The sequence below is a fragment of the Pseudomonas marginalis genome, assembly GCF_001645105.1.
Lineage (GTDB): Bacteria > Pseudomonadota > Gammaproteobacteria > Pseudomonadales > Pseudomonadaceae > Aquipseudomonas > Aquipseudomonas petroselini.
The window spans coordinates 32,870-54,922 of the sequence record NZ_LKEG01000026.1; the positions used below are offsets into that span (position 1 = coordinate 32,870).

At 61.1% G+C, this 22,053-nt stretch carries 19 protein-coding genes; 8 read left to right on the forward strand and 11 right to left on the reverse strand.

Annotated features, from left to right (window positions below):
• Positions 1-42: 42 nt before the first annotated feature.
• Positions 43-660, forward strand: a complete 618-nt coding sequence (gene thrH / locus AO064_RS05165) for a bifunctional phosphoserine phosphatase/homoserine phosphotransferase ThrH (RefSeq protein WP_015885369.1) — start codon at positions 43-45, stop codon at positions 658-660.
• A gap of 138 nt (positions 661-798) precedes the next feature.
• On the opposite strand, the gene AO064_RS05170 is transcribed toward thrH, so the two are convergent.
• The 6 genes from AO064_RS05170 to rloA all read right to left on the reverse strand — a co-directional run bounded on the left by AO064_RS05170 (position 799) and on the right by rloA (position 6,171).
• Complete coding sequence (locus AO064_RS05170) at positions 799-1,155, reverse strand: helix-turn-helix domain-containing protein (protein WP_043205753.1); 357 nt, start codon at positions 1,153-1,155, stop codon at positions 799-801.
• Positions 1,155-1,457 carry a type II toxin-antitoxin system HigB family toxin gene (locus tag AO064_RS05175; RefSeq protein ID WP_064052635.1) on the reverse strand — a complete coding sequence of 101 codons (303 nt, stop codon included), beginning with the start codon at positions 1,455-1,457 and terminating at the stop codon, positions 1,155-1,157. Before AO064_RS05175 ends, AO064_RS05170 begins: the two co-directional genes overlap by 1 nt.
• A gap of 225 nt (positions 1,458-1,682) precedes the next feature.
• Positions 1,683-3,029 carry an aminodeoxychorismate synthase component I gene (gene pabB / locus AO064_RS05180; protein ID WP_064052636.1) on the reverse strand — a complete coding sequence of 449 codons (1,347 nt, stop codon included), beginning with the start codon at positions 3,027-3,029 and terminating at the stop codon, positions 1,683-1,685.
• An 84-nt stretch (positions 3,030-3,113) separates the two neighbouring features.
• A complete protein-coding gene (locus AO064_RS05185; protein WP_064052637.1) occupies positions 3,114-4,100 on the reverse strand; it encodes an alpha-L-glutamate ligase-like protein in 987 nt (328 codons plus the stop codon).
• Positions 4,100-5,632 carry an osmotic stress tolerance membrane protein RloB gene (gene rloB / locus AO064_RS05190; RefSeq protein ID WP_015885365.1) on the reverse strand — a complete coding sequence of 511 codons (1,533 nt, stop codon included), beginning with the start codon at positions 5,630-5,632 and terminating at the stop codon, positions 4,100-4,102. The genes AO064_RS05185 and rloB overlap by 1 nt, the downstream gene beginning before the upstream one ends.
• A gap of 5 nt (positions 5,633-5,637) precedes the next feature.
• Positions 5,638-6,171, reverse strand: a complete 534-nt coding sequence (rloA, locus tag AO064_RS05195) for a retropepsin-like aspartic peptidase RloA (protein ID WP_046036401.1) — start codon at positions 6,169-6,171, stop codon at positions 5,638-5,640.
• A 272-nt stretch (positions 6,172-6,443) separates the two neighbouring features.
• Here rloA and AO064_RS05200 point away from each other — a divergent pair, with 272 nt between their 5' ends.
• From AO064_RS05200 to prpD, 6 genes are all read left to right on the forward strand, one after another.
• A complete protein-coding gene (locus AO064_RS05200) occupies positions 6,444-7,157 on the forward strand; it encodes a GntR family transcriptional regulator (protein WP_046036402.1) in 714 nt (237 codons plus the stop codon).
• Complete coding sequence (prpB, locus tag AO064_RS05205; RefSeq protein ID WP_015885362.1) at positions 7,154-8,047, forward strand: methylisocitrate lyase; 894 nt, start codon at positions 7,154-7,156, stop codon at positions 8,045-8,047. Before AO064_RS05200 ends, prpB begins: the two co-directional genes overlap by 4 nt.
• A gap of 42 nt (positions 8,048-8,089) precedes the next feature.
• Entirely contained in the window at positions 8,090-9,217 is a 1,128-nt protein-coding gene (prpC, locus tag AO064_RS05210) for a bifunctional 2-methylcitrate synthase/citrate synthase (protein ID WP_064052638.1), read from the forward strand.
• A gap of 189 nt (positions 9,218-9,406) precedes the next feature.
• Positions 9,407-12,001 (forward strand): Fe/S-dependent 2-methylisocitrate dehydratase AcnD, encoded by a 2,595-nt coding sequence (gene acnD / locus AO064_RS05215; protein ID WP_064052639.1) that lies wholly within the window; start codon positions 9,407-9,409, stop codon positions 11,999-12,001.
• A gap of 9 nt (positions 12,002-12,010) precedes the next feature.
• Positions 12,011-13,201 (forward strand): 2-methylaconitate cis-trans isomerase PrpF, encoded by a 1,191-nt coding sequence (gene prpF, locus AO064_RS05220; RefSeq protein ID WP_064052640.1) that lies wholly within the window; start codon positions 12,011-12,013, stop codon positions 13,199-13,201.
• A 142-nt stretch (positions 13,202-13,343) separates the two neighbouring features.
• Positions 13,344-14,828 carry a 2-methylcitrate dehydratase gene (prpD, locus tag AO064_RS05225; protein ID WP_064052641.1) on the forward strand — a complete coding sequence of 495 codons (1,485 nt, stop codon included), beginning with the start codon at positions 13,344-13,346 and terminating at the stop codon, positions 14,826-14,828.
• 75 nt (positions 14,829-14,903) lie between these two features.
• Here the strand turns inward: prpD and AO064_RS05230 are convergent, their stop codons facing one another.
• The 5 genes from AO064_RS05230 to AO064_RS05250 are packed head-to-tail and all read right to left on the reverse strand — an operon-like array spanning position 14,904 to position 20,392.
• Entirely contained in the window at positions 14,904-15,632 is a 729-nt protein-coding gene (locus tag AO064_RS05230; RefSeq protein WP_064052642.1) for an alanyl-tRNA editing protein, read from the reverse strand.
• Positions 15,633-15,634: 2 nt separating this feature from the next.
• Positions 15,635-16,627: a serine O-acetyltransferase gene (locus AO064_RS05235; RefSeq protein WP_064052643.1), complete on the reverse strand. Its 993-nt coding sequence runs from the start codon at positions 16,625-16,627 to the stop codon at positions 15,635-15,637.
• Between the two features lie 37 nt (positions 16,628-16,664).
• Entirely contained in the window at positions 16,665-17,579 is a 915-nt protein-coding gene (locus AO064_RS05240; RefSeq protein WP_064052851.1) for a PLP-dependent cysteine synthase family protein, read from the reverse strand.
• A gap of 15 nt (positions 17,580-17,594) precedes the next feature.
• On the reverse strand, positions 17,595-19,457 hold the full coding sequence (gene moeB / locus AO064_RS05245) for a molybdopterin-synthase adenylyltransferase MoeB (RefSeq protein WP_064052852.1): 1,863 nt from the start codon (positions 19,455-19,457) through the stop codon (positions 17,595-17,597).
• A gap of 41 nt (positions 19,458-19,498) precedes the next feature.
• On the reverse strand, positions 19,499-20,392 hold the full coding sequence (locus tag AO064_RS05250; protein ID WP_167355309.1) for a DMT family transporter: 894 nt from the start codon (positions 20,390-20,392) through the stop codon (positions 19,499-19,501).
• 160 nt (positions 20,393-20,552) lie between these two features.
• Here AO064_RS05250 and AO064_RS05255 point away from each other — a divergent pair, with 160 nt between their 5' ends.
• A complete protein-coding gene (locus AO064_RS05255) occupies positions 20,553-21,977 on the forward strand; it encodes an aminotransferase-like domain-containing protein (protein WP_046036409.1) in 1,425 nt (474 codons plus the stop codon).
• Positions 21,978-22,053 lie beyond the last annotated feature (76 nt).

Here is a 22,053-nt window from a genome sequence, read left to right on the forward strand (position 1 = left end):
CCTTTTGCTCGCTCAATCAACAACATCAAAATGGAGTGTCTTGTGGAAATTGCCTGTCTCGACCTGGAAGGGGTGCTGGTTCCGGAAATCTGGATCGCCTTCGCCGAAAAAACCGGTATTGAATCCCTGCGGGCTACCACCCGGGACATTCCCGACTACGACGTACTGATGAAGCAACGTCTACGCATACTCGATGAACACGGCCTCAAGCTCGCCGACATCCAGGAAGTGATCGCCACCCTCAAGCCGCTGGACGGCGCCATCGAGTTCGTCAACTGGCTGCGCGAGCGCTTCCAAGTGGTGATCCTGTCAGACACCTTCTACGAATTCTCCCAGCCGCTGATGCGCCAGCTGGGCTTCCCGACCTTGCTCTGCCACCGTCTCATCACCGACGAAAACGACCGCGTGGTGAGCTACCAGTTGCGCCAGAAAGACCCCAAGCGTCAATCGGTACTGGCCTTCAAGACGCTGTACTACCGCGTGATCGCCGCCGGCGACTCCTACAACGACACCACCATGCTGGGGGAAGCCGATCGGGGGATCCTGTTCCATGCACCGGAGAATGTGATTCGTGAATTCCCGCAGTTTCCGGCGGTGCATACGTTTGAGGCGTTGAAGAAAGAATTTATCAAGGCGTCGAATCGGCCGTTGAGCTTGTAGGTTATTCGGCGTTGCTGATGGCCTCTTCGCGAGCAAGCCGGCTCCCACATTCGACCGCATTCCACGGGATGTACGCGTACCCATGTGGGAGCGGGCTTGCTCGCGAAGGGGCCAGTACAGCCACCGTACATTTCCCCGTTAAACCCCTGCAAGCAACCGCTCATAAGGAATGCTCAAGCCTTCATGCAGGCGCTTGATCATCGACAGGCTCAGCTTGCGTTTGTGGTTCAACACCTCCGACACCCGCCCACTGGTGCCGATAAAGGGCTCCAGATCGCGGGCGGTCATACCCAGTTGCTCCATCCTGAACTTGATGGCCTCCACTGGATCCGAAGGTGGCATCGGAAAATGCTCTGCCTCGTACTTCTCAATGAGCACTGCAAGAACTTCCAGCTCGTCCCCTTCGGGTGAGCCCATTTCCGCTCCCCAGAGCTGCTCCACCCGTGCGAGCGCAGCGGTCAGGTCTTCCTGGGAATGTATAGGTTTGATGTTCATCACACGGTCTCCGCGTTGATCTGATCGTACTGCGCGTGAGTCCCTACGAAACGTACGAACCCAAGCTGTCGCTGATAGTCGATCGCCATGATTACTCGATACTTGTTGCCGCCGACGTTGAATACAACCCTGCCACTTTTAAGGATGCTTGCCGTTCTAAGTTCCGCTTTGAGCGCTTGTGGTGTTGGGTAAGTCGCTTTTTCCATATGGCGGTACAGCTCGACCAGCGGTGTTTTGGCGTCGGAATAGGCTGAGTGGCTTTCCCAAAACAGTCTTAGGGTAGAGAGAGCGATTATTCGCATCGCTGCAACCTCCCAATTTGGGAGATGATAGATGCGGTTTGGGTGAGATGCAATCTCGGAAATAATTTCTGACAGGTAAGCAGTCGTTTCATGTGATCCCTCACAGACGGCCATTGGGCGTACGGGCTGGACGCTATCTTCCAGCTCAAACGCCGTCCATAGACGTTCTGATTCAGGTTCTTTCCAGTCGAGCGGCTCTGCACCCGAGAGCCAGGAGGGGCGTGGCTAAGGCAGGTTTTCCAACGTGTGTAACAACACCCGTACCTTCGTCAGCGACTCCTGATACTCCGACTCCCACTGCGAATCCGCCACAATCCCACCGCCGCCCCAGCAGCAGACCTGCCCATCCTTGACCAGCAAGCTGCGGATGGCGATGGAACTGTCCATTTCGCCGCGCACGTCTAGGTACAGCAGCGAGCCGCAGTACAAGCCGCGCCGGGTTGGCTCCAGTTCGTCGATGATCTGCATCGCGCGAATCTTCGGCGCGCCGGTGATGGAGCCGCCGGGAAAGCTGCCGGCGATCAGGTCGAGGGCGTCTTTGTCGTCGGCCAGTGTGCCGATGACGCTGCTGACCAAGTGGTGCACGTTGGGGTAGCTCTCCAGGCTGAACAGCTCCGGCACGCTCACAGAGCCGGTGCGGCAGGTGCGGCCGAGATCGTTGCGCAGCAGGTCGACGATCATCAGGTTTTCGGCGCGGTCCTTGGGGCTGGCCAGCAGTTCGGCGGCGTTGGCGGCGTCTTCTTCGGGAGTCACACCCCGTGGGCGAGTGCCTTTGATCGGGCGGGTTTCGACTTGGCGTTCGGCGATGCGCACGAAACGCTCCGGCGACAGGCTCAGCACCGCGCCGTCTTCCGGCAGGCTCTGGAACCCGGAGAACGGCGTCGGGCAGGCTTCGCGCAGGGCGCAATAAGCCACCCACGGATCGCCGCTGCACGGTGCTCGAAAACGCTGGGCGAAGTTGACCTGATAGCAATCGCCGGCCTGGATGTAGTCCTGGATACGCACGATGGCTTGCCGGTAAGCCTCGGCGGTGAGGTCCGGCGCCATGCTGCCCTGAAGTGTGAAGGTGGCCGAGGTGTGAACAACATCCTGGCTGAACAAGGCGATCAAGCGGTGTCGCTCGCTATCGGCCAGCGCGGGATGAAAGACCAACTGGCTGGTCTGCGCCTGGTGATCACTGATCAATGCCCAGGCATACAGCCCGAAGCGCGCATCCGGCAGGTGCAGATCGTCTGTGGCCAGATGCGGCATTTGTTCCAGGTGGCGGCCGAAATCGTAGCTCAGGTAACCGATCAGGCCACCGGCAAACGGCAGCGTGTAACCGGTCGGCAAGTCCGCTTTCCCCAACTGGGTGAGGTTTTCCCGCAAGCGTTGCAGGAAATCACTACCGCTTTCGTCAGGCGATACCGTCAACGTCGCCTGCGGCCAGGCGCTCAGCAGGTCATACCGCCCGCGTTCGGCCGCGGGTCGGCCACTGTCCAACAGCACGGCACCAGGCGCATGGCGAATCGCCGCAAAAAACTCGGCGGGGTTGGCCCGGTAGGGGAGTGAGTGTACGGAGCAGGTCGACATGCGAGGCGAATCAGCTATGAGCATAGAGGGGCGGGGATTGTACCGCATTCCACTGTAGGCGCCGGCTTGCCGGCGATGCGGTCTTCAGCCTTCCACAGGCGGAATATGCCCAAACATTTCCTGCACGAACTTCACGCGTTCCTCCGGCGTTTCCGTCACGCCGTCGGCTTTCAGTTCTTCCAACCGCGCTTCCACCGCATGGGTGCGCAGGGTCAAACCGCAGTCATTGGCAATCTGGATATTCAATCCTGGCCGTGCATTCAGCTCCAGGATCAGGGGGCCTTTCTCCTGGTCCAGCACCATGTCCACACCGATATAACCCAGCCCGCACAGTTCATAGCAACCGGCCGCGAGCTTCATGAAGCCGTCCCAGTTGGGCAGTTGCACGCCGTCCACCGCGTTGGTGGTGTCGGGGTGTTTGGTGATGATGTTGTTCAGCCAGGTTCCGCGCAGGGTCAGGCCGGTGGCGAGGTCGACACCCACGCCTATCGCCCCTTGGTGCAGGTTGGCCTTGCCGCCCGACTGGCGGGTCGGCAAGCGCAGCATGGCCATCACCGGGTAGCCCATCAGCACGATGATGCGGATGTCCGGCACGCCTTCATAGCTGATGCTCTTGAAGATCTGGTCAGGCACCACGCGGTATTCGATCAGCGCACGATCACGGTGGCCGCCCAGTGAATAGAGGCCGGTGAGGATGCTGGAGATCTGATGCTCGATCTCTTCATGGCTGATGATCTTGCCGGACACTGTGCGATAGCGCCCTTCAAAGCGGTCCGCCACCACCAGGATGCCGTCACCGCCGGCACCTTGGGCCGGTTTGATCACAAAGTCGCTGCGCCCGCCGATAATCTCGTCGAGCTTGTCGATTTCCTTCTCGGTGGAGATCACGCCGTACATTTCCGGCACGTGGATGCCCGCCGCGAGCGCGCGCTCCTTGGTGATGATCTTGTCATCCACAATCGGGTACAGGCTGCGCTTGTTGTACTTGAGCACGTAGTCGGCGTTACGCCGGTTGATGCCCATGATCCCCCGCGCCTCGAGGGCCTTCCAGGTCTTCCAGAAACCGAACATTACTGGTCAGCCTTGAGAAAAGCCTTGAACCGCACCAGCTCGGTCAGGCGGTAGCCGCGATAACGACCCATGGCCAGCATGAAACCCACCAGGATCAGCAGGATCGCCGGGAAGGTGAACACAAAGTAGATCAGCTCCGGCACGCTCATGATCAGGTGCGCCAGGGAGGCGGCGAACAGCGTACCAATCGCCACTTTCAGCGCATGGTTCGCGCCGCGCTCTTCCCACGTGATCGACAGGCGTTCGATGGTCATTGTCAGGATCACCATCGGGAACAGCGCCACCGACAATCCGCGTTCCAGCCCCAATTTATGGCTGAACAGGCTGATGGCTGCGATCAGTACCACCACGAAGGTCAACACCACGGACAACCGCGGCAGCATCTGCAATTTCAAGTGTTCCAGGTACGACCTGAGCGACAGCCCCAGTGCCGTGATAATCGTGAACAGCACAATCCCGAAGCCCAACTGCGTCTCGCGGAACGCCAGGGCGATCAGCACCGGGGTGAAAGTGCCCAGGGTCTGCAGGCCGATCAGGTTGCGCAGGATCAGGATCACCAGCACGCCAATCGGGATCATCACCATGATCATGAACGTCTGCTGGGTCTGCAGCGGCAGGCCGTAGAGCGAGTATTCGAGGAAGTTGGCGTCCGTGTTCTCGTCGGTCAGCTTGGCCAGGCGAATCGCGTTCATCTCGCTGTTGTTCAGGCTGAAGGTCACCATGGCCTTCTTGCCGCCGTCGACGGTGATCAGGTTTTCATCACCGGTCCACCACAGCAGGCGGTCGGCGGGCAGGCCTTGTTCGCCGGTTTCAGGGTTGAAGTACAACCAGTCATTGCCGTTGAAGCTGCGCAGCCACAGTTCCGGGGTTTGCGGCTGGTCGGCCACCAGGCGGATGGTATGCACCTTTTCCACCGGCACGTGAGCAATAGAGAGCAGCAGCTCGACAATCTTGGCCTTGTGCGGGATAGACGGATCGCCCGCCAGCAGCAGCTTTACATTGTCGTCGTTGAGGTTATTGGTGCGCTTGATGGCTTCGGTAATAAAGGTCTCGACGTCGGCCGAGTGCTGGCGGATAGGCGCCAGCAAGGCTTCGGCGGCGATTTTCTCCGGACCTTCCACGGCGATGCTGTCGCGGAACGTGGGGCCCTTGACCTTGACCTTTTCGCCGCTGTAACGCTTGGTCAGCACCAGCCGGTAATACAGGGTCTGGTTGCCCTTGGCGCGGCGTGCCGACCAGGTGACCTTGCGGTTGCCGTCGGTGCGGTTGACGCTCACCCCGTAGTTGTTCGAGATAAAACTTTCGTTGAGGCTGACGAAGTCGCGGCTCAAGGGCGGCACGAACATCTGGATTTTTACCGGGTCTTTCGGGTTGGCGACGAACTCGACCTTGGCGTCGATGTTCCACAAGTCGTCGGTGGCGTCCTCGGTGACGGGGATCCCCAACACGAAGATCTGATAGGCGGTGACCGAAATACCCAGCACCACCAGGATGGCGATCAGGATTTTCAGGTGCAGGGTCAGAGAGCGCATTCGGTTTACTCGGCGGTATGAGCGTCGGCGGCACAGGCGGGCTTGCCTGCTGCATATTTAAGACTGGGGTCGACCAGCGCATCAAAGCGTTTCAACGCTTCGGAGCCGATCAGCAGCGGATATTGGAAGGCGCTGCGGTCAGTCAAGTTCACTTCGATGCTGCGTAAAGCGGTGCCCATGCAGATATCCAGAGCGATCACCGGACGGGCGGTGTAGTTCTTGTCCTCATCGGGGTCGTAGTCACCGGCGCGGCGCTTGATCTTGCTGACGCGGGCCAGGGGGCGCTCGATGGGATGGGAATGGGCGGTGTCGATGGCCAGGTAGAAGCGCACCCAGGACTCGCCGTTGCGCTTGAAGCGCTTGATATCACGGGCACTGAGGGAAGCGGTCTTGGCGCCGGTGTCCAGTTTGGCGGCGACTTCCAGGTCGATGCCGGCCAATTGGGCGTATTCGTTGAGTCCATACACAGTCTTCTCGGCGGCAGCGCCAAGGCCTGGAATGAACATTAGGCAAAACAGGGGGAAGGGCTTGAGTCTCATAAATCCTGAGGCGGTGCAGTGCGATGTTTGATTCAAGGCGACTGGCATTACTGCGCAAGCTCCCTCGTGCGCCGTTTCATCTAGTGATGTCAGGCAAATGCGGCGGGCATTCTAACATGATGCTTTTTTGGCGCCAGCGCTGGCAGGCGGCCATGCCCCAGGAGCGTGCACTCAGGGTTATTAGACGATTGTCGACAATGTTGATTTATTCTTTGACTAATGGGGGCTTATTGGCTAGTTTTTGCCACATTGCTTTTAAAGGTGTCGACAATATGCTGGATCAGCTGGAAACCCCAGTGGTGGTGCAAGACGATTCCCAGACCATGTCCGAGAACGTCTTCCGGCGTATCCAGGCCGCCATCGTCAAAGGCGAGATCGCCCCCGGCAGCAAAATTTCCGAGCCGGAGCTGGCGCGCACCTACGGCATCAGCCGTGGCCCGCTGCGCGAGGCGATCCACCGCCTGGAAGGCCAGCGCCTGCTGGTGCGCGTGCCTCACGTCGGCGCGCGGGTGGTGTCGCTGAGCCACGCTGAACTGATCGAACTCTATGAAATCCGCGAATCCCTCGAAGGCATGGCGTGCCGCCTGGCGGCCGAGCGCATGACCGACGCGGAGATTGAAGAGCTGCGCCAGGTGCTGCACACCCATGAACGCGATGCCGCGTTCCAGGCCGGTGTCGGCTACTACCAGCAGGAAGGCGACTTCGATTTTCATTACCGGATCATTCAAGGCGCCGGCAACCGCACCCTCACGCAAATGCTCTGCGGTGAGCTGTACCAATTGGTGCGCATGTACCGCATCCAGTTTTCCGCTACCCCCAATCGTCCACGCCAGGCCTTTGCCGAGCACCACCGCATTCTTGACGCGATTGCCGATCGCGACGGTGAACTGGCCGAACTGTTGATGCGCCGGCATATCGGCGCTTCCAAACGCAACATTGCCCGTCACTTCCCGGACGGTGCTGCCCAATCACGAGGTGAGTCATGAGTTCCAACAATAAGAGCACTCCAGGCCAGCGTTTCCGTGACGCCGTTGCCAGTGAACAGCCGTTGCAAGTCGTTGGCGCGATCAATGCCAACCACGCCCTGCTGGCCAAGCGCGCCGGGTTCAAGGCGATCTACCTGTCGGGTGGCGGGGTGGCGGCGGGCTCCCTCGGTGTACCGGACCTGGGCATCACCGGCCTGGACGACGTACTCACTGACGTACGCCGCATCACCGACGTATGCGACCTGCCGCTGCTGGTAGACGTCGACACCGGTTTCGGCTCCTCGGCCTTCAACGTGGCGCGTACGGTCAAGTCGATGATCAAGTTTGGCGCCGCCGCGATCCACATCGAAGACCAGGTCGGCGCCAAGCGCTGCGGTCATCGTCCGAACAAAGAAATCGTGTCCCAGCAGGAAATGGTCGACCGCATCAAGGCCGCTGTGGATGCGCGCACCGATGACAGCTTTGTGATCATGGCCCGTACCGATGCCCTGGCCGTCGAGGGGTTGGAGTCGGCCCTGGAACGCGCCGCCGCCTGCATCGAAGCCGGCGCCGACATGGTGTTCCCGGAGGCCATCACTGAACTGGAGATGTACAAGCTGTTCGCCGCCCGTGTGAAAGCGCCGATCCTGGCCAACATCACCGAGTTCGGCGCCACGCCGCTGTACACCACCGAACAGTTGAAATCTGCCGATGTTTCCATCGTGCTGTACCCGCTTTCGGCCTTCCGCGCCATGAACAAGGCCGCCGAAAACGTCTACACCGCGATCCGTCGCGACGGCACCCAGCAGAACGTGATCGACACCATGCAAACCCGCATGGAGCTTTACGATCGCATCGACTACCACACCTTCGAGCAGAAGCTTGACGCGTTGTTTGCCGCGAAAAAGTGACGAACACGCCTCCCTGAATAAAGACAAAATTGGAGAAAAACCATGGCTGAAGCAAAAGTACTGAGTGGCGCCGGCCTGCGTGGCCAGGTCGCCGGGCAGACCGCACTGTCCACCGTGGGCCAGGCCGGTGCCGGCCTGACCTACCGCGGCTACGACGTGCGCGAACTGGCCGCCGATGCGCAATTTGAAGAAGTCGCCTACCTGCTGCTGTACGGCGAGCTGCCGACCCAGGCCGAGCTGGCGGCCTACAGCGCCAAGCTGAGCAAGCTGCGCGACCTGCCGCAGGCGTTGAAAGAAGTGCTGGAGCGCATCCCCGCCGACGCCCACCCAATGGACGTGATGCGCACCGGTTGCTCGTTCCTGGGCAATATCGAGCCGGAAAAAGACTTCAGCGTGCAGCGCGACGTCACCGACCGCCTGCTCGCCGCCTTCCCGGCGATCATGTGCTACTGGTACCGCTTCAGCCACGACGGCAAGCGCATCGACTGCGTGACCGACGAGCCGACCATCGGCGGCCACTTCCTGCACCTGCTGCATGGCAAGCCGCCGAGCGAACTGCACGTCAAGGTGATGAACGTGTCGCTGATCCTCTACGCGGAGCACGAATTCAACGCCTCGACCTTCACCGCCCGGGTGTGTGCGTCGACCCTGTCCGACCTGTATTCCTGCGTCACTGCCGCCATCGGCTCCCTGCGCGGCCCGCTGCACGGCGGCGCCAACGAAGCGGCGATGGAAATGATCGAGCGTTTCTCGTCGGCTGAAGAAGCCGTCGAAGGCACCCTCGGCATGCTGGCGCGCAAGGACAAGATCATGGGCTTCGGTCACGCGATCTACAAAGACAATGACCCACGTAATGAAGTGATCAAGGGTTGGTCGAAAAAACTCGCCGACGAAGTGGGCGACACGGTGTTGTTCCCGGTGTCCGAAGCCATCGACAAAACCATGTGGGAGCAGAAGAAGCTGTTTCCCAACGCCGACTTCTACCATGCCTCGGCGTACCACTTCATGGGCATCCCGACCCAGTTGTTCACGCCGATCTTCGTGTGCTCGCGCCTGACGGGCTGGGCGGCGCATGTGTTCGAGCAGCGCGCCAACAACCGCATCATCCGTCCAAGCGCCGAGTACACCGGCGTTGAGCAGCGCAAGTTCGTGCCAATCGAACGTCGCTGAAGGCTGGCTCTTCCGGAATTGGAATGGGGTCAAATGTGGGAGGGGGCTTGCCCCCGATAGCGGTGTATCAGTAACAGATGGGTTGATTGACACACTGCCATCGGGGGCAAGCCCCCTCCCACACTTGAACTGCATTTCAACGCTGGATCAATCGGCTCCTTTTGCAACCACCGTGACCGAGTCCTGACGATGAACACTGAATTTCGCAAACCGCTTCCCGGCAGCCGCCTGGATTACTTTGACGCCCGCGCGGCTGTCGAGGCAATCACCCCCGGCGCCTATGCCGCGTTGCCCTACACCTCCCGCGTGCTCGCCGAAAACCTCGTACGCCGCTGCGACCCGGCCACCCTCAATGCTTCCCTGAGCCAACTGATCGACCGCAAACGCGACCTCGACTTCCCGTGGTTCCCGGCACGCGTAGTCTGCCACGACATCCTCGGCCAGACCGCGCTGGTGGACCTCGCGGGCCTGCGCGATGCCATCGCCCTGCAAGGCGGCGACCCGGCGCAGGTCAACCCGGTGGTGCCGACTCAACTGATCGTCGACCACTCCCTGGCCGTCGAAGCCGGTGGTTTTGACCCGGATGCGTTCGAGAAGAACCGCGCCATCGAAGACCGTCGCAACGAAGACCGTTTTCACTTTATCGAGTGGACTAAAAAGGCCTTCAAGAACGTCGACGTCATCCCGCCCGGCAACGGCATCATGCACCAGATCAACCTGGAGAAAATGTCCCCGGTGATCCAGGTACGCGACGGCGTGGCCTTCCCGGATACCTGCGTCGGCACCGACAGCCACACCCCGCATGTAGACGCCTTGGGCGTGATCGCCATCGGCGTCGGCGGCCTCGAAGCCGAAAGCGTGATGCTTGGCCGCGCCTCGTGGATGCGCCTGCCGGAAAGCGTCGGCGTAGAGCTCACCGGTAAATTGTTGCCGGGCATCACCGCCACCGACATGGTGCTGGCGCTGACCGAATTTTTGCGTCAGCAGAAAGTGGTGGGTGCCTGGCTGGAGTTCTTCGGTGAAGGGGCCTCAAACCTCACCCTCGGCGACCGCGCAACCATCTCCAACATGGCCCCGGAATACGGCGCCACGGCGGCGATGTTCTACATCGACCAGCAGACCATCGCCTACCTGAAACTCACCGGTCGCGAGGACGAACAAGTCACCCTGGTGGAGCAATATGCTCGCCACACCGGCTTATGGGCCGATGACCTCAAGGGCGCGCAATACGAGCGTGGCCTCACCTTCGACCTGTCCAGCGTCGTGCGCAACATGGCTGGCCCGAGCAACCCGCACGCCCGCGTGGCGACCAGCGACCTGGCATCCAAAGGCATTTCCGGCCAGTGGGATGACGTGCCAGGGCAAATGCCCGACGGTGCGGTGATCATCGCGGCCATCACCAGCTGCACCAACACCAGCAACCCGCGCAACGTGATCGCGGCAGGCCTGCTGGCGCGCAATGCCAACACACTGGGGCTGACGCGCAAACCGTGGGTCAAGTCGTCCCTGGCACCCGGCTCGAAAACCGTGGCCATGTACCTGGAAGAGGCGGGGCTGGGCCTGGAGCTGGAGAAGCTCGGTTTCGGCGTGGTGGCCTTCGCCTGCACCACCTGCAACGGCATGTCCGGTGCACTGGACCCGGTGATCCAGCAGGAAATCATCGACCGCGACCTGTACGCCACGGCCGTGTTGTCCGGCAACCGCAACTTCGACGGGCGGATTCATCCGTACGCCAAGCAAGCCTTCCTCGCGTCGCCGCCGCTGGTGGTGGCGTATGCGATTGCCGGCACCATCCGTTTCGATATCGAGAAAGACGTGCTCGGCCTCGACGCCAACGGTAAGGAAATCCGCCTGCAAGACATCTGGCCGAGCGATGAAGAGATCGACGCTGTGGTCAAGGCTTCGGTGAAGCCTGAGCAATTTCGCGCGGTGTACATTCCGATGTTCGCGATTCACGAAGACACCGGCCCGAAAGTCGCGCCGCTGTACGAATGGCGCCCACAAAGCACCTATATCCGCCGCCCACCCTACTGGGAAGGCGCGCTTGCGGGTGCACGCCCGCTCAAGGGCATGCGCCCGCTGGCGGTGCTGCCGGACAACATCACCACCGACCACTTGTCGCCGTCCAACGCGATCATGCTCGACAGCGCCGCGGGCGAATACCTGGCGAAAATGGGCCTGCCTGAAGTGGACTTCAACTCTTACGCAACGCATCGCGGCGACCATTTGACCGCGCAGCGCGCGACCTTCGCCAACCCGAAACTGTTCAACGAAATGGTGGTTGAAAACGGCAAGGTCAAGCAGGGTTCCCTGGCGCGCCTCGAGCCGGAAGGCCAGGTCACGCGGATGTGGGAAGCCATCGAGACCTACATGGAACGCAAGCAGCCGCTGATCATCATTGCCGGCGCCGACTACGGCCAGGGCTCGTCCCGTGACTGGGCGGCCAAGGGCGTGCGCCTGGCCGGTGTGGAAGCGATTGCCGCTGAAGGTTTCGAGCGCATCCACCGCACCAACCTGGTGGGCATGGGCGTGTTGCCGCTGGAGTTCCTGCCCGGCACCGACCGCCACACGCTGAAGATCGACGGCAGTGAGACCTACGATGTGGTTGGCGAGCGCACCCCGCGTGCGCGGTTGACCCTGGTGATCAACCGCAAGAATGGCGAGCGTGTCGAAGTGCCGGTGACCTGCCGCCTGGACACCGCCGAAGAAGTATCGATCTACGAAGCGGGCGGCGTGTTGCAACGTTTTGCCCAGGACTTCCTGGAATCGGCGGCGACGGCCTGAGGGGTAACCATGGCACACGTAGCGCAAATCAAGATCCCCGCCACCTACATGCGTGGCGGTACCAGCAAGGGTGTATTTTTCAACCTCAAGGACTTGCCCGAGTCGGCGCAGGTGCCGGGGGCGGCGCGTGACGCCTTGCTGTTGCGGGTAATCGGCAGTCCAGACCCTTACGACAAACAGATCGACGGCATGGGCGGCGCCACATCGAGCACCAGCAAAACCGTGATCCTGGCGAAAAGCAGCCGCGCCGATCACGACGTGGACTACCTGTTTGGCCAGGTCTCCATCGACAAGCCGTTTATTGATTGGAGCGGCAACTGCGGCAACCTGTCGGCGGCGGTCGGCGCCTTCGCCATCAGCGCCGGGCTGCTCGACCCCGCCCGCGTGCCCCACAACGGCGTAGCCGTGGTACGGGTGTGGCAGGCCAATATCGGTAAAACCATCATCGCCCACGTGCCGATCACCGACGGTGCAGTGCAGGAAACCGGCGACTTCGAGCTTGACGGCGTGACCTTCCCGGCCGCCGAGGTGCAGTTGGAGTTCATGGACCCAGCAGCGGAAGAAGAGGGCGGCGGCGGCTCGATGTTCCCCACCGGCAACCTGGTCGACGACCTGGAAGTGCCCGGTGTCGGCACCTTCAAGGCCACGTTGATCAACGCCGGTATCCCGACGATTTTCATCAACGCCGAAGACCTCGGCTACACCGGCACGGAGCTGCAAGGCGCGATCAACAGCGACCCCAAGGCCCTGGCGATGTTCGAAACCGTGCGGGCCTACGGCGCGTTGCGCATGGGCCTGATCAAGCACCTGGACGACGCTGCCCAGCGCCAGCACACCCCGAAGGTGGCGTTTGTGGCCAAGCCGGCGGATTACGTGGCGTCCAGTGGCAAGGCGATCAAGGCCGGTGATGTGGACCTGCTGGTGCGCGCGTTGTCCATGGGCAAGCTGCACCACGCAATGATGGGCACGGCGGCCGTGGCGATTGGCACGGCCGCGGCGATTTCCGGGACGTTGGTCAACTTGGCGGCGGGCGGTATTGAACGCAATGCGGTGCGCTTCGGGCATCCGTCCGGCACTTTGCGTGTCGGTGCTGAAGCCACTCAGGTGAACGGCGAATGGGTTGTGAGGAAAGCCATCATGAGCCGCAGCGCCCGAGTGCTGATGGAAGGCTTCGTCCGCGTCCCGGGCGACGCTTTCTAGCAACCCACACTGTCTCCAATGTGGGAGGGGGCTTGCCCCCTCCCACATTGGATCTCCATACCCCCAAGCAGGCGGCCAGATCTGCGATGGAGCGATCAACCGTGATCCTGAGGACTAACCCAACCTTTTAGGAGTAACTGCCATGAGCGCCAACGCCGACCAGAACAACCGTCCCGACTATGACCAGGTCCTGCAGGACATCGCCGATTATGTCCTCAACTACCGGATCGACTCGCAGGACGCCTTGGACACCGCCCGCAACTGCCTGATGGATACGTTGGGCTGCGGCCTACTGGCCTTGCGTTTCCCCGAATGCACCAAGCACCTGGGGCCGATCGTCGAGGGCACGGTGGTGCCGTTTGGCGCGCGGGTGCCGGGCACGTCGTTCCGGTTGGACCCGGTCAAGGCCGCGTGGGACATCGGCTGCATCGTGCGTTGGCTCGACTACAACGACACCTGGCTCGCCGCCGAATGGGGTCATCCCTCGGATAACCTCGGCGGCATCCTCGCCGTGGCTGATCACCTGTCGCAAAAGCGCGTGGCCAACGGCGACGCACCGCTGACAGTACGCGCGGTACTGGAAGCAATGATCATGGCCCATGAAATCCAGGGGGTGATTGCCCTGGAAAACTCTTTTAACCGTGTCGGCCTCGACCATGTGCTGTTGGTGAAAGTCGCCTCTACGGCGGTGAGCGCGAAGCTGATGGGCGCCAACCGTGAGCAGTTGCTTGCGGCGTTGTCCCATGCGTTTGTCGATGGGCAGGCGTTGCGTACGTATCGGCATGCACCGAATGCCGGTTCGCGCAAATCCTGGGCGGCGGGGGATGCGTCGAGCCGGGGCGTGCGTTTGGCGGATATCGCGTTGCGCGGTGAGATGGGCATTCCCGGGGTATTGAGCGCGCCGCAATGGGGGTTCTACGACGTGCTGTTCAGCCACACCAACAAGGACCTGGCACTCAAGCCGCAGGACCAGCGCGCGTTCAGCCTTTCCCAGCCCTACGGCACGTATGTGATGGAAAACGTGCTGTTCAAGATCAGCTTCCCCGCCGAGTTCCACGCGCAAACCGCCTGCGAAGCGGCGGTGACCTTGCACCCGTTGGTGAAAGATCGCCTGCACGAAATCGAGCGTATCGTGATCACCACCCATGAGTCGGCAATTCGCATCATCTCCAAGGTGGGCCAACTGGCCAACGCCGCCGACCGCGACCATTGCCTGCAATACATGACCGCCGTGCCGTTGGCGTTCGGCAATTTGGTGGCGGAGCAGTACGAAGATGAATTCCATGCTGCCCACCCGATCATCGATGCGCTCCGCGACAAGATGGTCATCGTCGAAGACCCACGCTACAGCCGGGAATACCTGGAGGCCGACAAGCGCTCCATTGCCAACGCGGTGCAGGTGTTTTTCAATGACGGCAGCTGCACCGAGCAAGTGGCGGTGGAGTACCCGATCGGCCATCGCCGCCGTCGGGTCGATGGCATTCCGTTGCTGGAAGACAAGTTCAAGGCTAACCTGGCCACACGGTTTACCGCGCAGCGCAGTGCCGAGATTTTTGCGCTGTGCAAGGACCAGGCGACGCTTGAAGCCACAGCGGTCAATCGGTTTGTGGACTTGTTCGTGATCTAGCAGACACCCCGTATTCATCTGTCTAAACCCAATGAATGTGGGAGGGGGCAAGCCCCCTCCCACAGTTGACCGTGTTCACTCGAATCGCAGTATCACCCGGCGATTGTGCTTGCTCTTCTTCTCGATCTTCTCGCAGAACACCCGGCCGATTTCCTCGGTACTGAGCACATGGGTGCCCCCGCAGGGCTGGATATCGATCCCGGCAATTTCAATGACCCTCACCGAGCCCTGGATTACCGGCGGCGCCACCGCCTGGGTGCGGGTGATCTGCAGCAGGGTGGAATATTCCGAGGCCGGCATCGACAGGGTTTTCACCGCGTGGGCCTGTTCGATCAGGGCGTTGAGGTCGCGGGTGATGCTGTCTTTGTCGAGGGTCATTTCCGGCAGGTCGAAATCCAGGCGGCCCTTGTCGGCACTGATGCTGCAACCGGTCACCGGGGCATCAATGATTGAGCACAGCAGGTGCAGGCAGGTGTGCATTTTCATGTGCTGGTAACGACGTTCCCAATCGAGGCCGGCGTCCACCTGCACCCCTGCGGTCAACTGCTCGGGCCAGTGCTCCACTTGGTGCCAGATAATCGAGCGCAGCACCGGGTCGCGCACTGTGCCGGTCACCTCGACGCGCGTACCGTCCGCCAATGTCAGGTGGCCGGTGTCTCCCGGCTGCCCGCCGCCGGTGGGATAGAACAGCGTGTGTTCCAGGGCAATGCCGTGTTCGCTGACGGCAATCACCCGGGCGCTGAACGCGTTCTGATAAGGCGCGCTGTCGAACAGCGCCAGGGTTTCCATGGTGTGCACGGACATGTTCAACCTCCGACGATCAATGGGCTGGCTTGCAGCAGGTGACGCACCATTGCACTCAAGCCAGGGGGGGAGAGCAGGGTGATTTCAAATTCGGGGCCGCAGACCTTCAGGTTCAGCGGCAGGCGCGGCAAGTGGTGGCCCGACTCGACGCGGTGCAGGCGAAATTGCAGGTGATGACGCTCCTTCACCGTGGGCTCCAGCATCAGCCCCTGCAACGGATGAAAGTCGGCGTCCAGCACGGTGACCTTGTGGCTGGCGTTGATCTCGCCGACCACATGCAAGCGCTCGTCCAGGGCGAATGCACCGAGGTAGTTGCTGTTGTCCGATTCATCGTTTTTTTGCAGCTGAATCTGGTTGACCACCTTGACCTTGGTGCCGGCGGGCACGTCCTGGGTGATCACGCAGGATGGGCTGATAAATACGTTGTCGCCGATCAACACATAACCCAGCACGCGTGCGCCGGCGCCCACCTCAACGTTATTGCCCAGGCGTGGATGGCGCTTGCCGTCAGGGTTGTTGGCGATGCCGCGGGCGCCCAGGGTCACGCCGCAGAGGATGTAACAGTCGTTACCGATCTCGCAGGTTTCGCCGATCACAGTGCCGTAGCCGTGGTCGAGCACGAAGCGTCGCCCGATGCGCGCCGCCGGGTGAATTTCGGCGCCGGACAGAATCTTGCCCTGGTTGCTCAGCTTGAGCGCGATGCGCGAGAACACGCCATTGTGCTGGTCGGGGAAATTCCATACCACGTGTGCCAGGCGGTAATACAGCACCGCCTTGAACGAGGCGTAGGACTCCAGGATCAACTCGCCGCGCCCACGCGACGCCGGGTCACGGTAGGCATAGGCGATCAGGTCTTCGGCCACCGCCTGGGCGGCATTCTGGATCAGCGGCGCGAGGTGCGGTTCCAGCTGTTTCATCTGTACGGGTGTGAGGGTCTTGATGAGGTGAGTCAGCAACTCATCGTGCAATTGTTGCATGTCGATAAAGCCGCCCATCGAGGCACCCCCGCATTCTGTGTGGTTGGAAAACCCGTTATTCAAAACTGGGCAGGTAGCTGTCGGCATTGTCGTAGACCATGGTCAACACCACCGTGTCGGGCGGTAGTTCGGGAGCGAGCTTGGCGATAGCCACCATGTTGGCGGCGGACGACAGACCCAGGCTGATGGCGTCGGTGCGCATGATGCGTTTCATCATATCGATGCAGTCCTGGCGCGAGACCTTGAGCATGCCGTCGATCACGCCCAGGTTGAGGATGCTCGGGATCAGGCCGATCGACAGGCCCTGGATATGATGCGGCGCGTGCTGGTTTTTCAGCAGGTCGCATTCTTCCGGTTCCACGCCCATGACGCGCAGGCCCGGCCAGGCGGCTTTCAGGGTTTCGCCGATGCCGGTGATATGCCCGCCGGTGCCGATGCCGCTGACAAAGTAGTCTGCGCGTCGCTCGCCGAAGGCGCGGAGGATTTCCGGTGCGGTGGTGTCGCGGTGGGTCTGCGGGTTGGCACCATTACGCTGCTGGTTGAGCATCACGTAGCTGGGGTTTTCCAGCTGCAGTTCCATGCACTTTTCGCCGTGGGAATTGTTACCCAGACGACTGTCCGACAGCACCACCTTGGCCCCATATAAACGCAGCAGCTTCTGTTTTTCGGGGCTGTAGTTGTCGGGGATTACCAGCACCACTTTGTAGCCCAGCACATTGCCGGCCATCACCAGGCCGATACCGGTGTTGCCCCCGCTGGGCTCGATGATGGTTTGCCCGGAGTCACGGATCAGCACGCCCCGGCGCTCGGCGTCGAGGATCATGCCCAAGGCGATGCGCGCCTTGTGGCTGCCGCCGGGGTTGAGGGATTCGAGCTTGGCGTAGACCTCGATACCGAGGTCTTCGGAGAACTGCGCCAAACGCACGATCGGCGTTTGGCCGATCACCTCAAGAATGGAGTTATGCAACATCATTCAGCCCTCGGTTCAATACAAAGGCATGTCGGGTTCGACGTCGCGAACCCAATGTTTCATGCCGCCCTGCAGGACTTTGGTGTTGGCGAAACCGGCGGCCAGCAAGGTGCTGGCGGCTTGCTCTGCGCGGCTGCCGGCGTAGCAGATCAGGTAGTGGGTGTTGTCACGGCTGAGGCTGTCGAGGTGGCCGTCCAGTTCGGCGAGGGGGATGTGCACCACCCCCGGCAACTTGCATACCTCTAATTCGCTGGCGTCGCGCACGTCCAGCAGCACGTCGGCGCTGCTGGGGTGTTCAAGCACTTGCTTGAGTACCTGGGGCTTGATGTAGCGCTCTTCGGCCAGGGACGGTGGGTTGGGCACGGCATCCGCGCAGACAGCGGGCGCCAGGGTTTCACTGTGGCGCGCCTCGGAACAGCAGGGGCAATCGGCGCGGCGCTTGAAGCGGATCTCGCTGAACTTCATCGCCAGCGCGTCAAAGCGCATCAAGCGGCCCGACAAGGGTTCACCAATACCGATCAGCAGTTTGATGGCCTCGGTGGCCTGGATCATCCCGACCACGCCGGGTAATACCCCGATCACGCCACCGGCGCTGCAATTGGGTGCCAGTTCGGCGGGCGGCGGGCTGGGGAACAGGCAGCGATAGCAAGGCCCGCCTTGATAGTTGAGCACGCTGATCTGCCCGTCGAAGCGGTAGATGGCGCCGTACACCAAGGGTTTGCCCAGTTGCACGCAGGCATCGTTGACGAGGTAGCGGGTGTCGAAATTGTCGGTGCCGTCGATCACCAGGTCGTAGGCGCCTACCAATTCCAGGGCGTTGTCAGCGTTCAACGCGGTGTCGTGGGCGTTGATCTGGATATGGCCGTTGAGGTCTTGCAGGCGTTGCTTGGCGGACTCGACCTTGGGCATGCCGAGTGTGCTGTTGCCGTGGACGATCTGGCGTTGCAGGTTGCTGCTTTCCACCACATCAAAGTCCACCAGCCCCAGGGTGCCGATGCCGGCGGCGGCCAGGTACAGGCTGATCGGTGAGCCGAGGCCGCCGGTGCCGATGATCAGCACCTTGGCTTTCTTCAGGTTCAGCTGACCTTCGCGACCGACGCCGGGCAAGGTGATATGGCGCACGTAGCGCTGTACTTCTTCATTGCTCAGTGCGTCGACATCCATGCCGCCAGAGGTCGCGAGCAGGACTTCGATTTTGGCCTTTTGCGGCAAAGGCTCGTCGGCATCGATCAGCGCTTCCTCTGCCGTAAACAGGAAGTGTTCCTTGAGCTGGTTGTTCTTCTCGTGGAACAGGTGCGAACGCAACTGTGGGTGGCTGCTGCAGAGGTTTTCAATGACTTCGCGCAATGTCGATCCGGTGCCCTCAAGGGTCGATTCCGGCAGCTTGGCCACGCGAACCAGAATGTCGGGGAAAGAGACAGCGTTCATGGACAACTCCGTGTGCAGGTCGTTGAAAGGTTGAAGGGCGAAATGCTTGCCATCCCAGGCAAACAGCTTGGAGCCCAGGGCCTGGCCCTGGCGAACGTCGACCACCAGGTAGCTCACGGGGTAGATCGGCTCGCCCAGGAACAGCGCCTTGTCCTGGTCTTCGTCACTGAAATAGGCACCGACGTCCGGGTGGGAGTGGTAGATCACCACCACTGGGTTGTCGCTGCGAAACGCTTTGTTCAGCAGCAGGGTGTCGGCCACCGAGAACGTGTAGCCGTTGGCTGCGCTGCGCGGGTACACCTCGGGGTTCTTGCGGTGCAGTTCATTCTGGATATTGCTGCCCAGGTACACGCTGCCGTCGGCGAAGATGAAACCGCAGCATTCTTCGGGGTAACTGCGGCGGGCGTGGGCGTAGATCTGTTCCAGGGCGGTGGGGCGGAGGACGTCCATGTGGCTCTCGCGTTGCTGATGTTGATGGGGCAGGGAAGGGGTCATTTTTTCTTGGCCAGGAGTTTTTCAACCGGCAACTTGGTGATCGCAAAGCCGGCCAGCAGGATGGCCGAATACAGCATCAGGTCACGGGAAATCGACACGCCTTCGTACCAGGCGCCAATGATCACCGCGAACACTGGGAAGATGATGAACACGAATGACAGGATGATCGGGCTCAAGCGCTTGAGCAGCATGAAGTACACGATGAACCCGCCCACCGAGGCCACCAGGCCCAGGTAGAACAGGGCGCCCCAAGAGCGCAAGGTGATGGCGTCGAAGGTCGGCGCTTCAAACCACAGCCCGGCGACGAACAGCATCATCCCGGCAATGCCGATGGGCAGGGTGTTGTAGGTGATCACGCTGATGGCGCTGCCTTTCTGCTTGGTAATGACGTAGCACAAGGCATGCATGATCGCAGCGGTCAGAATCGCCAGTACCCCGAAGAACTCGGCGTGGTCCAGGTGCAGGCCCTGGCTCTTGATGATCATGTAGAGGCTGCCGAAACCGATACCGATACCGACCACCTGGGAAAAGTAGATGCGCTCGCGCAGGAACAGCGCGGAGAAGATCAGGATGAACACCGGCATGCAACTGAACAGCAGCGCGGTAAGGCCGGACGAGACATGCATTTCGCCGTAGTTGAGCAGGTAGTAGGGCACGCTGAAGTAGGACAGGGTTACAAACACAAAAAACCAGCGGCTTTCACGGGGAAACAGGATCGGCTCGCGGCGCACCATGGCAAAACACAGGAACAGCGGGAAAGCGATCAGGAAGCGCAGGCCGGCGGACGTCAGCGGCGGCACGCTCTCCACGGCAATCTTGATCCCCAGCCACGTAGTGCCCCAACTCAGGCAAACGATCAGGAACATCACGCTGGTGATCAGCCCGGCCAGCCACTGTTTTTGGGTTTTGGTCTTGGCGGTGTTTTCGAGAACGGCGGACATTGGCATCGTTTATTGCTTCCCTGAGCCGGAATTGAACTCTATATTGAGCTTGTAATGAGTTGTAAAAATCGGCGATTGAACCCGTAAAAGCACACTATTAGGGCGAAAGATGGCTGTCAAAACAAATATTGACATGGTGTCAATTATGCGTGAGGGGTTGTCCAACGGGCAGGGCGTGAAGTACAAGCGCCTGTCCGATGTCATGGAACGGGGCATCCTTGAAGGCTTGATTGAACCGGGAAGAAAACTGCCGCCCCATCGGGTGCTTTCCGACAACCTGGGTGTGACGATAGGCACCATCAGCCGGGCCTACGGCGAACTGGAACGCTTGGGCTTGGTTGTGGCGCGAGTCGGCGACGGCACGTTCGTGCGCAAGCGTGGGATGGAGCGCCAGCGCGATGAAGGTTTTCGCAACTTCAGCGAAGAGCCGCGTCAGTACTTCGACATGAGCCGCAACATGCACATCCCCGGGCAGGAGACGGTGTTCCTGGCCCAGAGCTTCCAAACCCTGTCGACCAACGCCAAGTTCCTCCAGGACATCAGTGCCTACACCCCGGACGCCGGCCTGCCGCGCTACCGTGAAGCGGGCGCGCAATGGCTGGTGCAGCGTGATTTTCATCCGATTCCCGAGCAAGTCATCTGCGTCAACGGCGGCCAGCACGGCCTGCTGTGCTCAATGATGGCGCTGTTGCGGGCGGGCGATACGGTGGTCACCGAACAGCTGACGTATCCGGGCCTTATTACGGCCGCGCGGATGCTGGGTATCCGCCTGATCGGCCTGGACATGGACGAGGAGGGCGTGCTGCCGAGCGCGCTGGACGAAGTCTGTCGTAATCACCGGATTTCAGCGCTGTACTGCACGCCCACGATCCAGAACCCGACCACGGCGGTGCTCTCGGTCGCGCGCCGCGAAGCGCTGGTCAAAGTGTGTCGGGAACACAACCTGCTGATTCTTGAGGATGAAGCCCACGGTGTGTTGGTCGAAGACCGGCCGCCGCCACTCAGCTATTTCGCCCCTGAGCGTACGATTCTGATCAGCAGCCTGAGCAAAGCGGTGTCCGCCGGGCTGCGCGTGGGCTATGTGCATGCGCCGCCGGCGTTGGTCAGCCGTATTTCGGCAGCCCTGCGTTCGACCTGCTGGATGGCCACGCCCGTGACCCTTGAGCTGGCCACCCAGTGGATCGAAAACGGCACGGCGGAATACCTGCTGCGCCAGCAGATCAACGAAATCAGCCGACGTAAAGCCCTGGTCCGCGACCTGCTGACCGGGCTGGAATACCGCACCCATCTCAACAGCCCGCATTTCTGGATTGAAGTGCCGGAGCCGTGGCGTGCGTCGGAAATCGAGGCGGAGCTCAAGCAGAATAATTACCTGATCGCTACCGCTGAAGCCTTTGCGGTGGGGCAGACGGCGGTGCCTCAGTTCATTCGGGCGAGTATCTGCAATACGTCGGGGGATGATCAGTTGTTACGGGCGGGGTTTGATGCGCTGGCTACAGCATTGGGGCAGGGAGGCGGGCGCTTCCACCTGTAACGGCGGGCTCGCTTTATTGTGGTGAGCGGGCTTGCCCAGCGCGAGGCAAGCTCGCTCACTACAAAAGCGGCAGGCG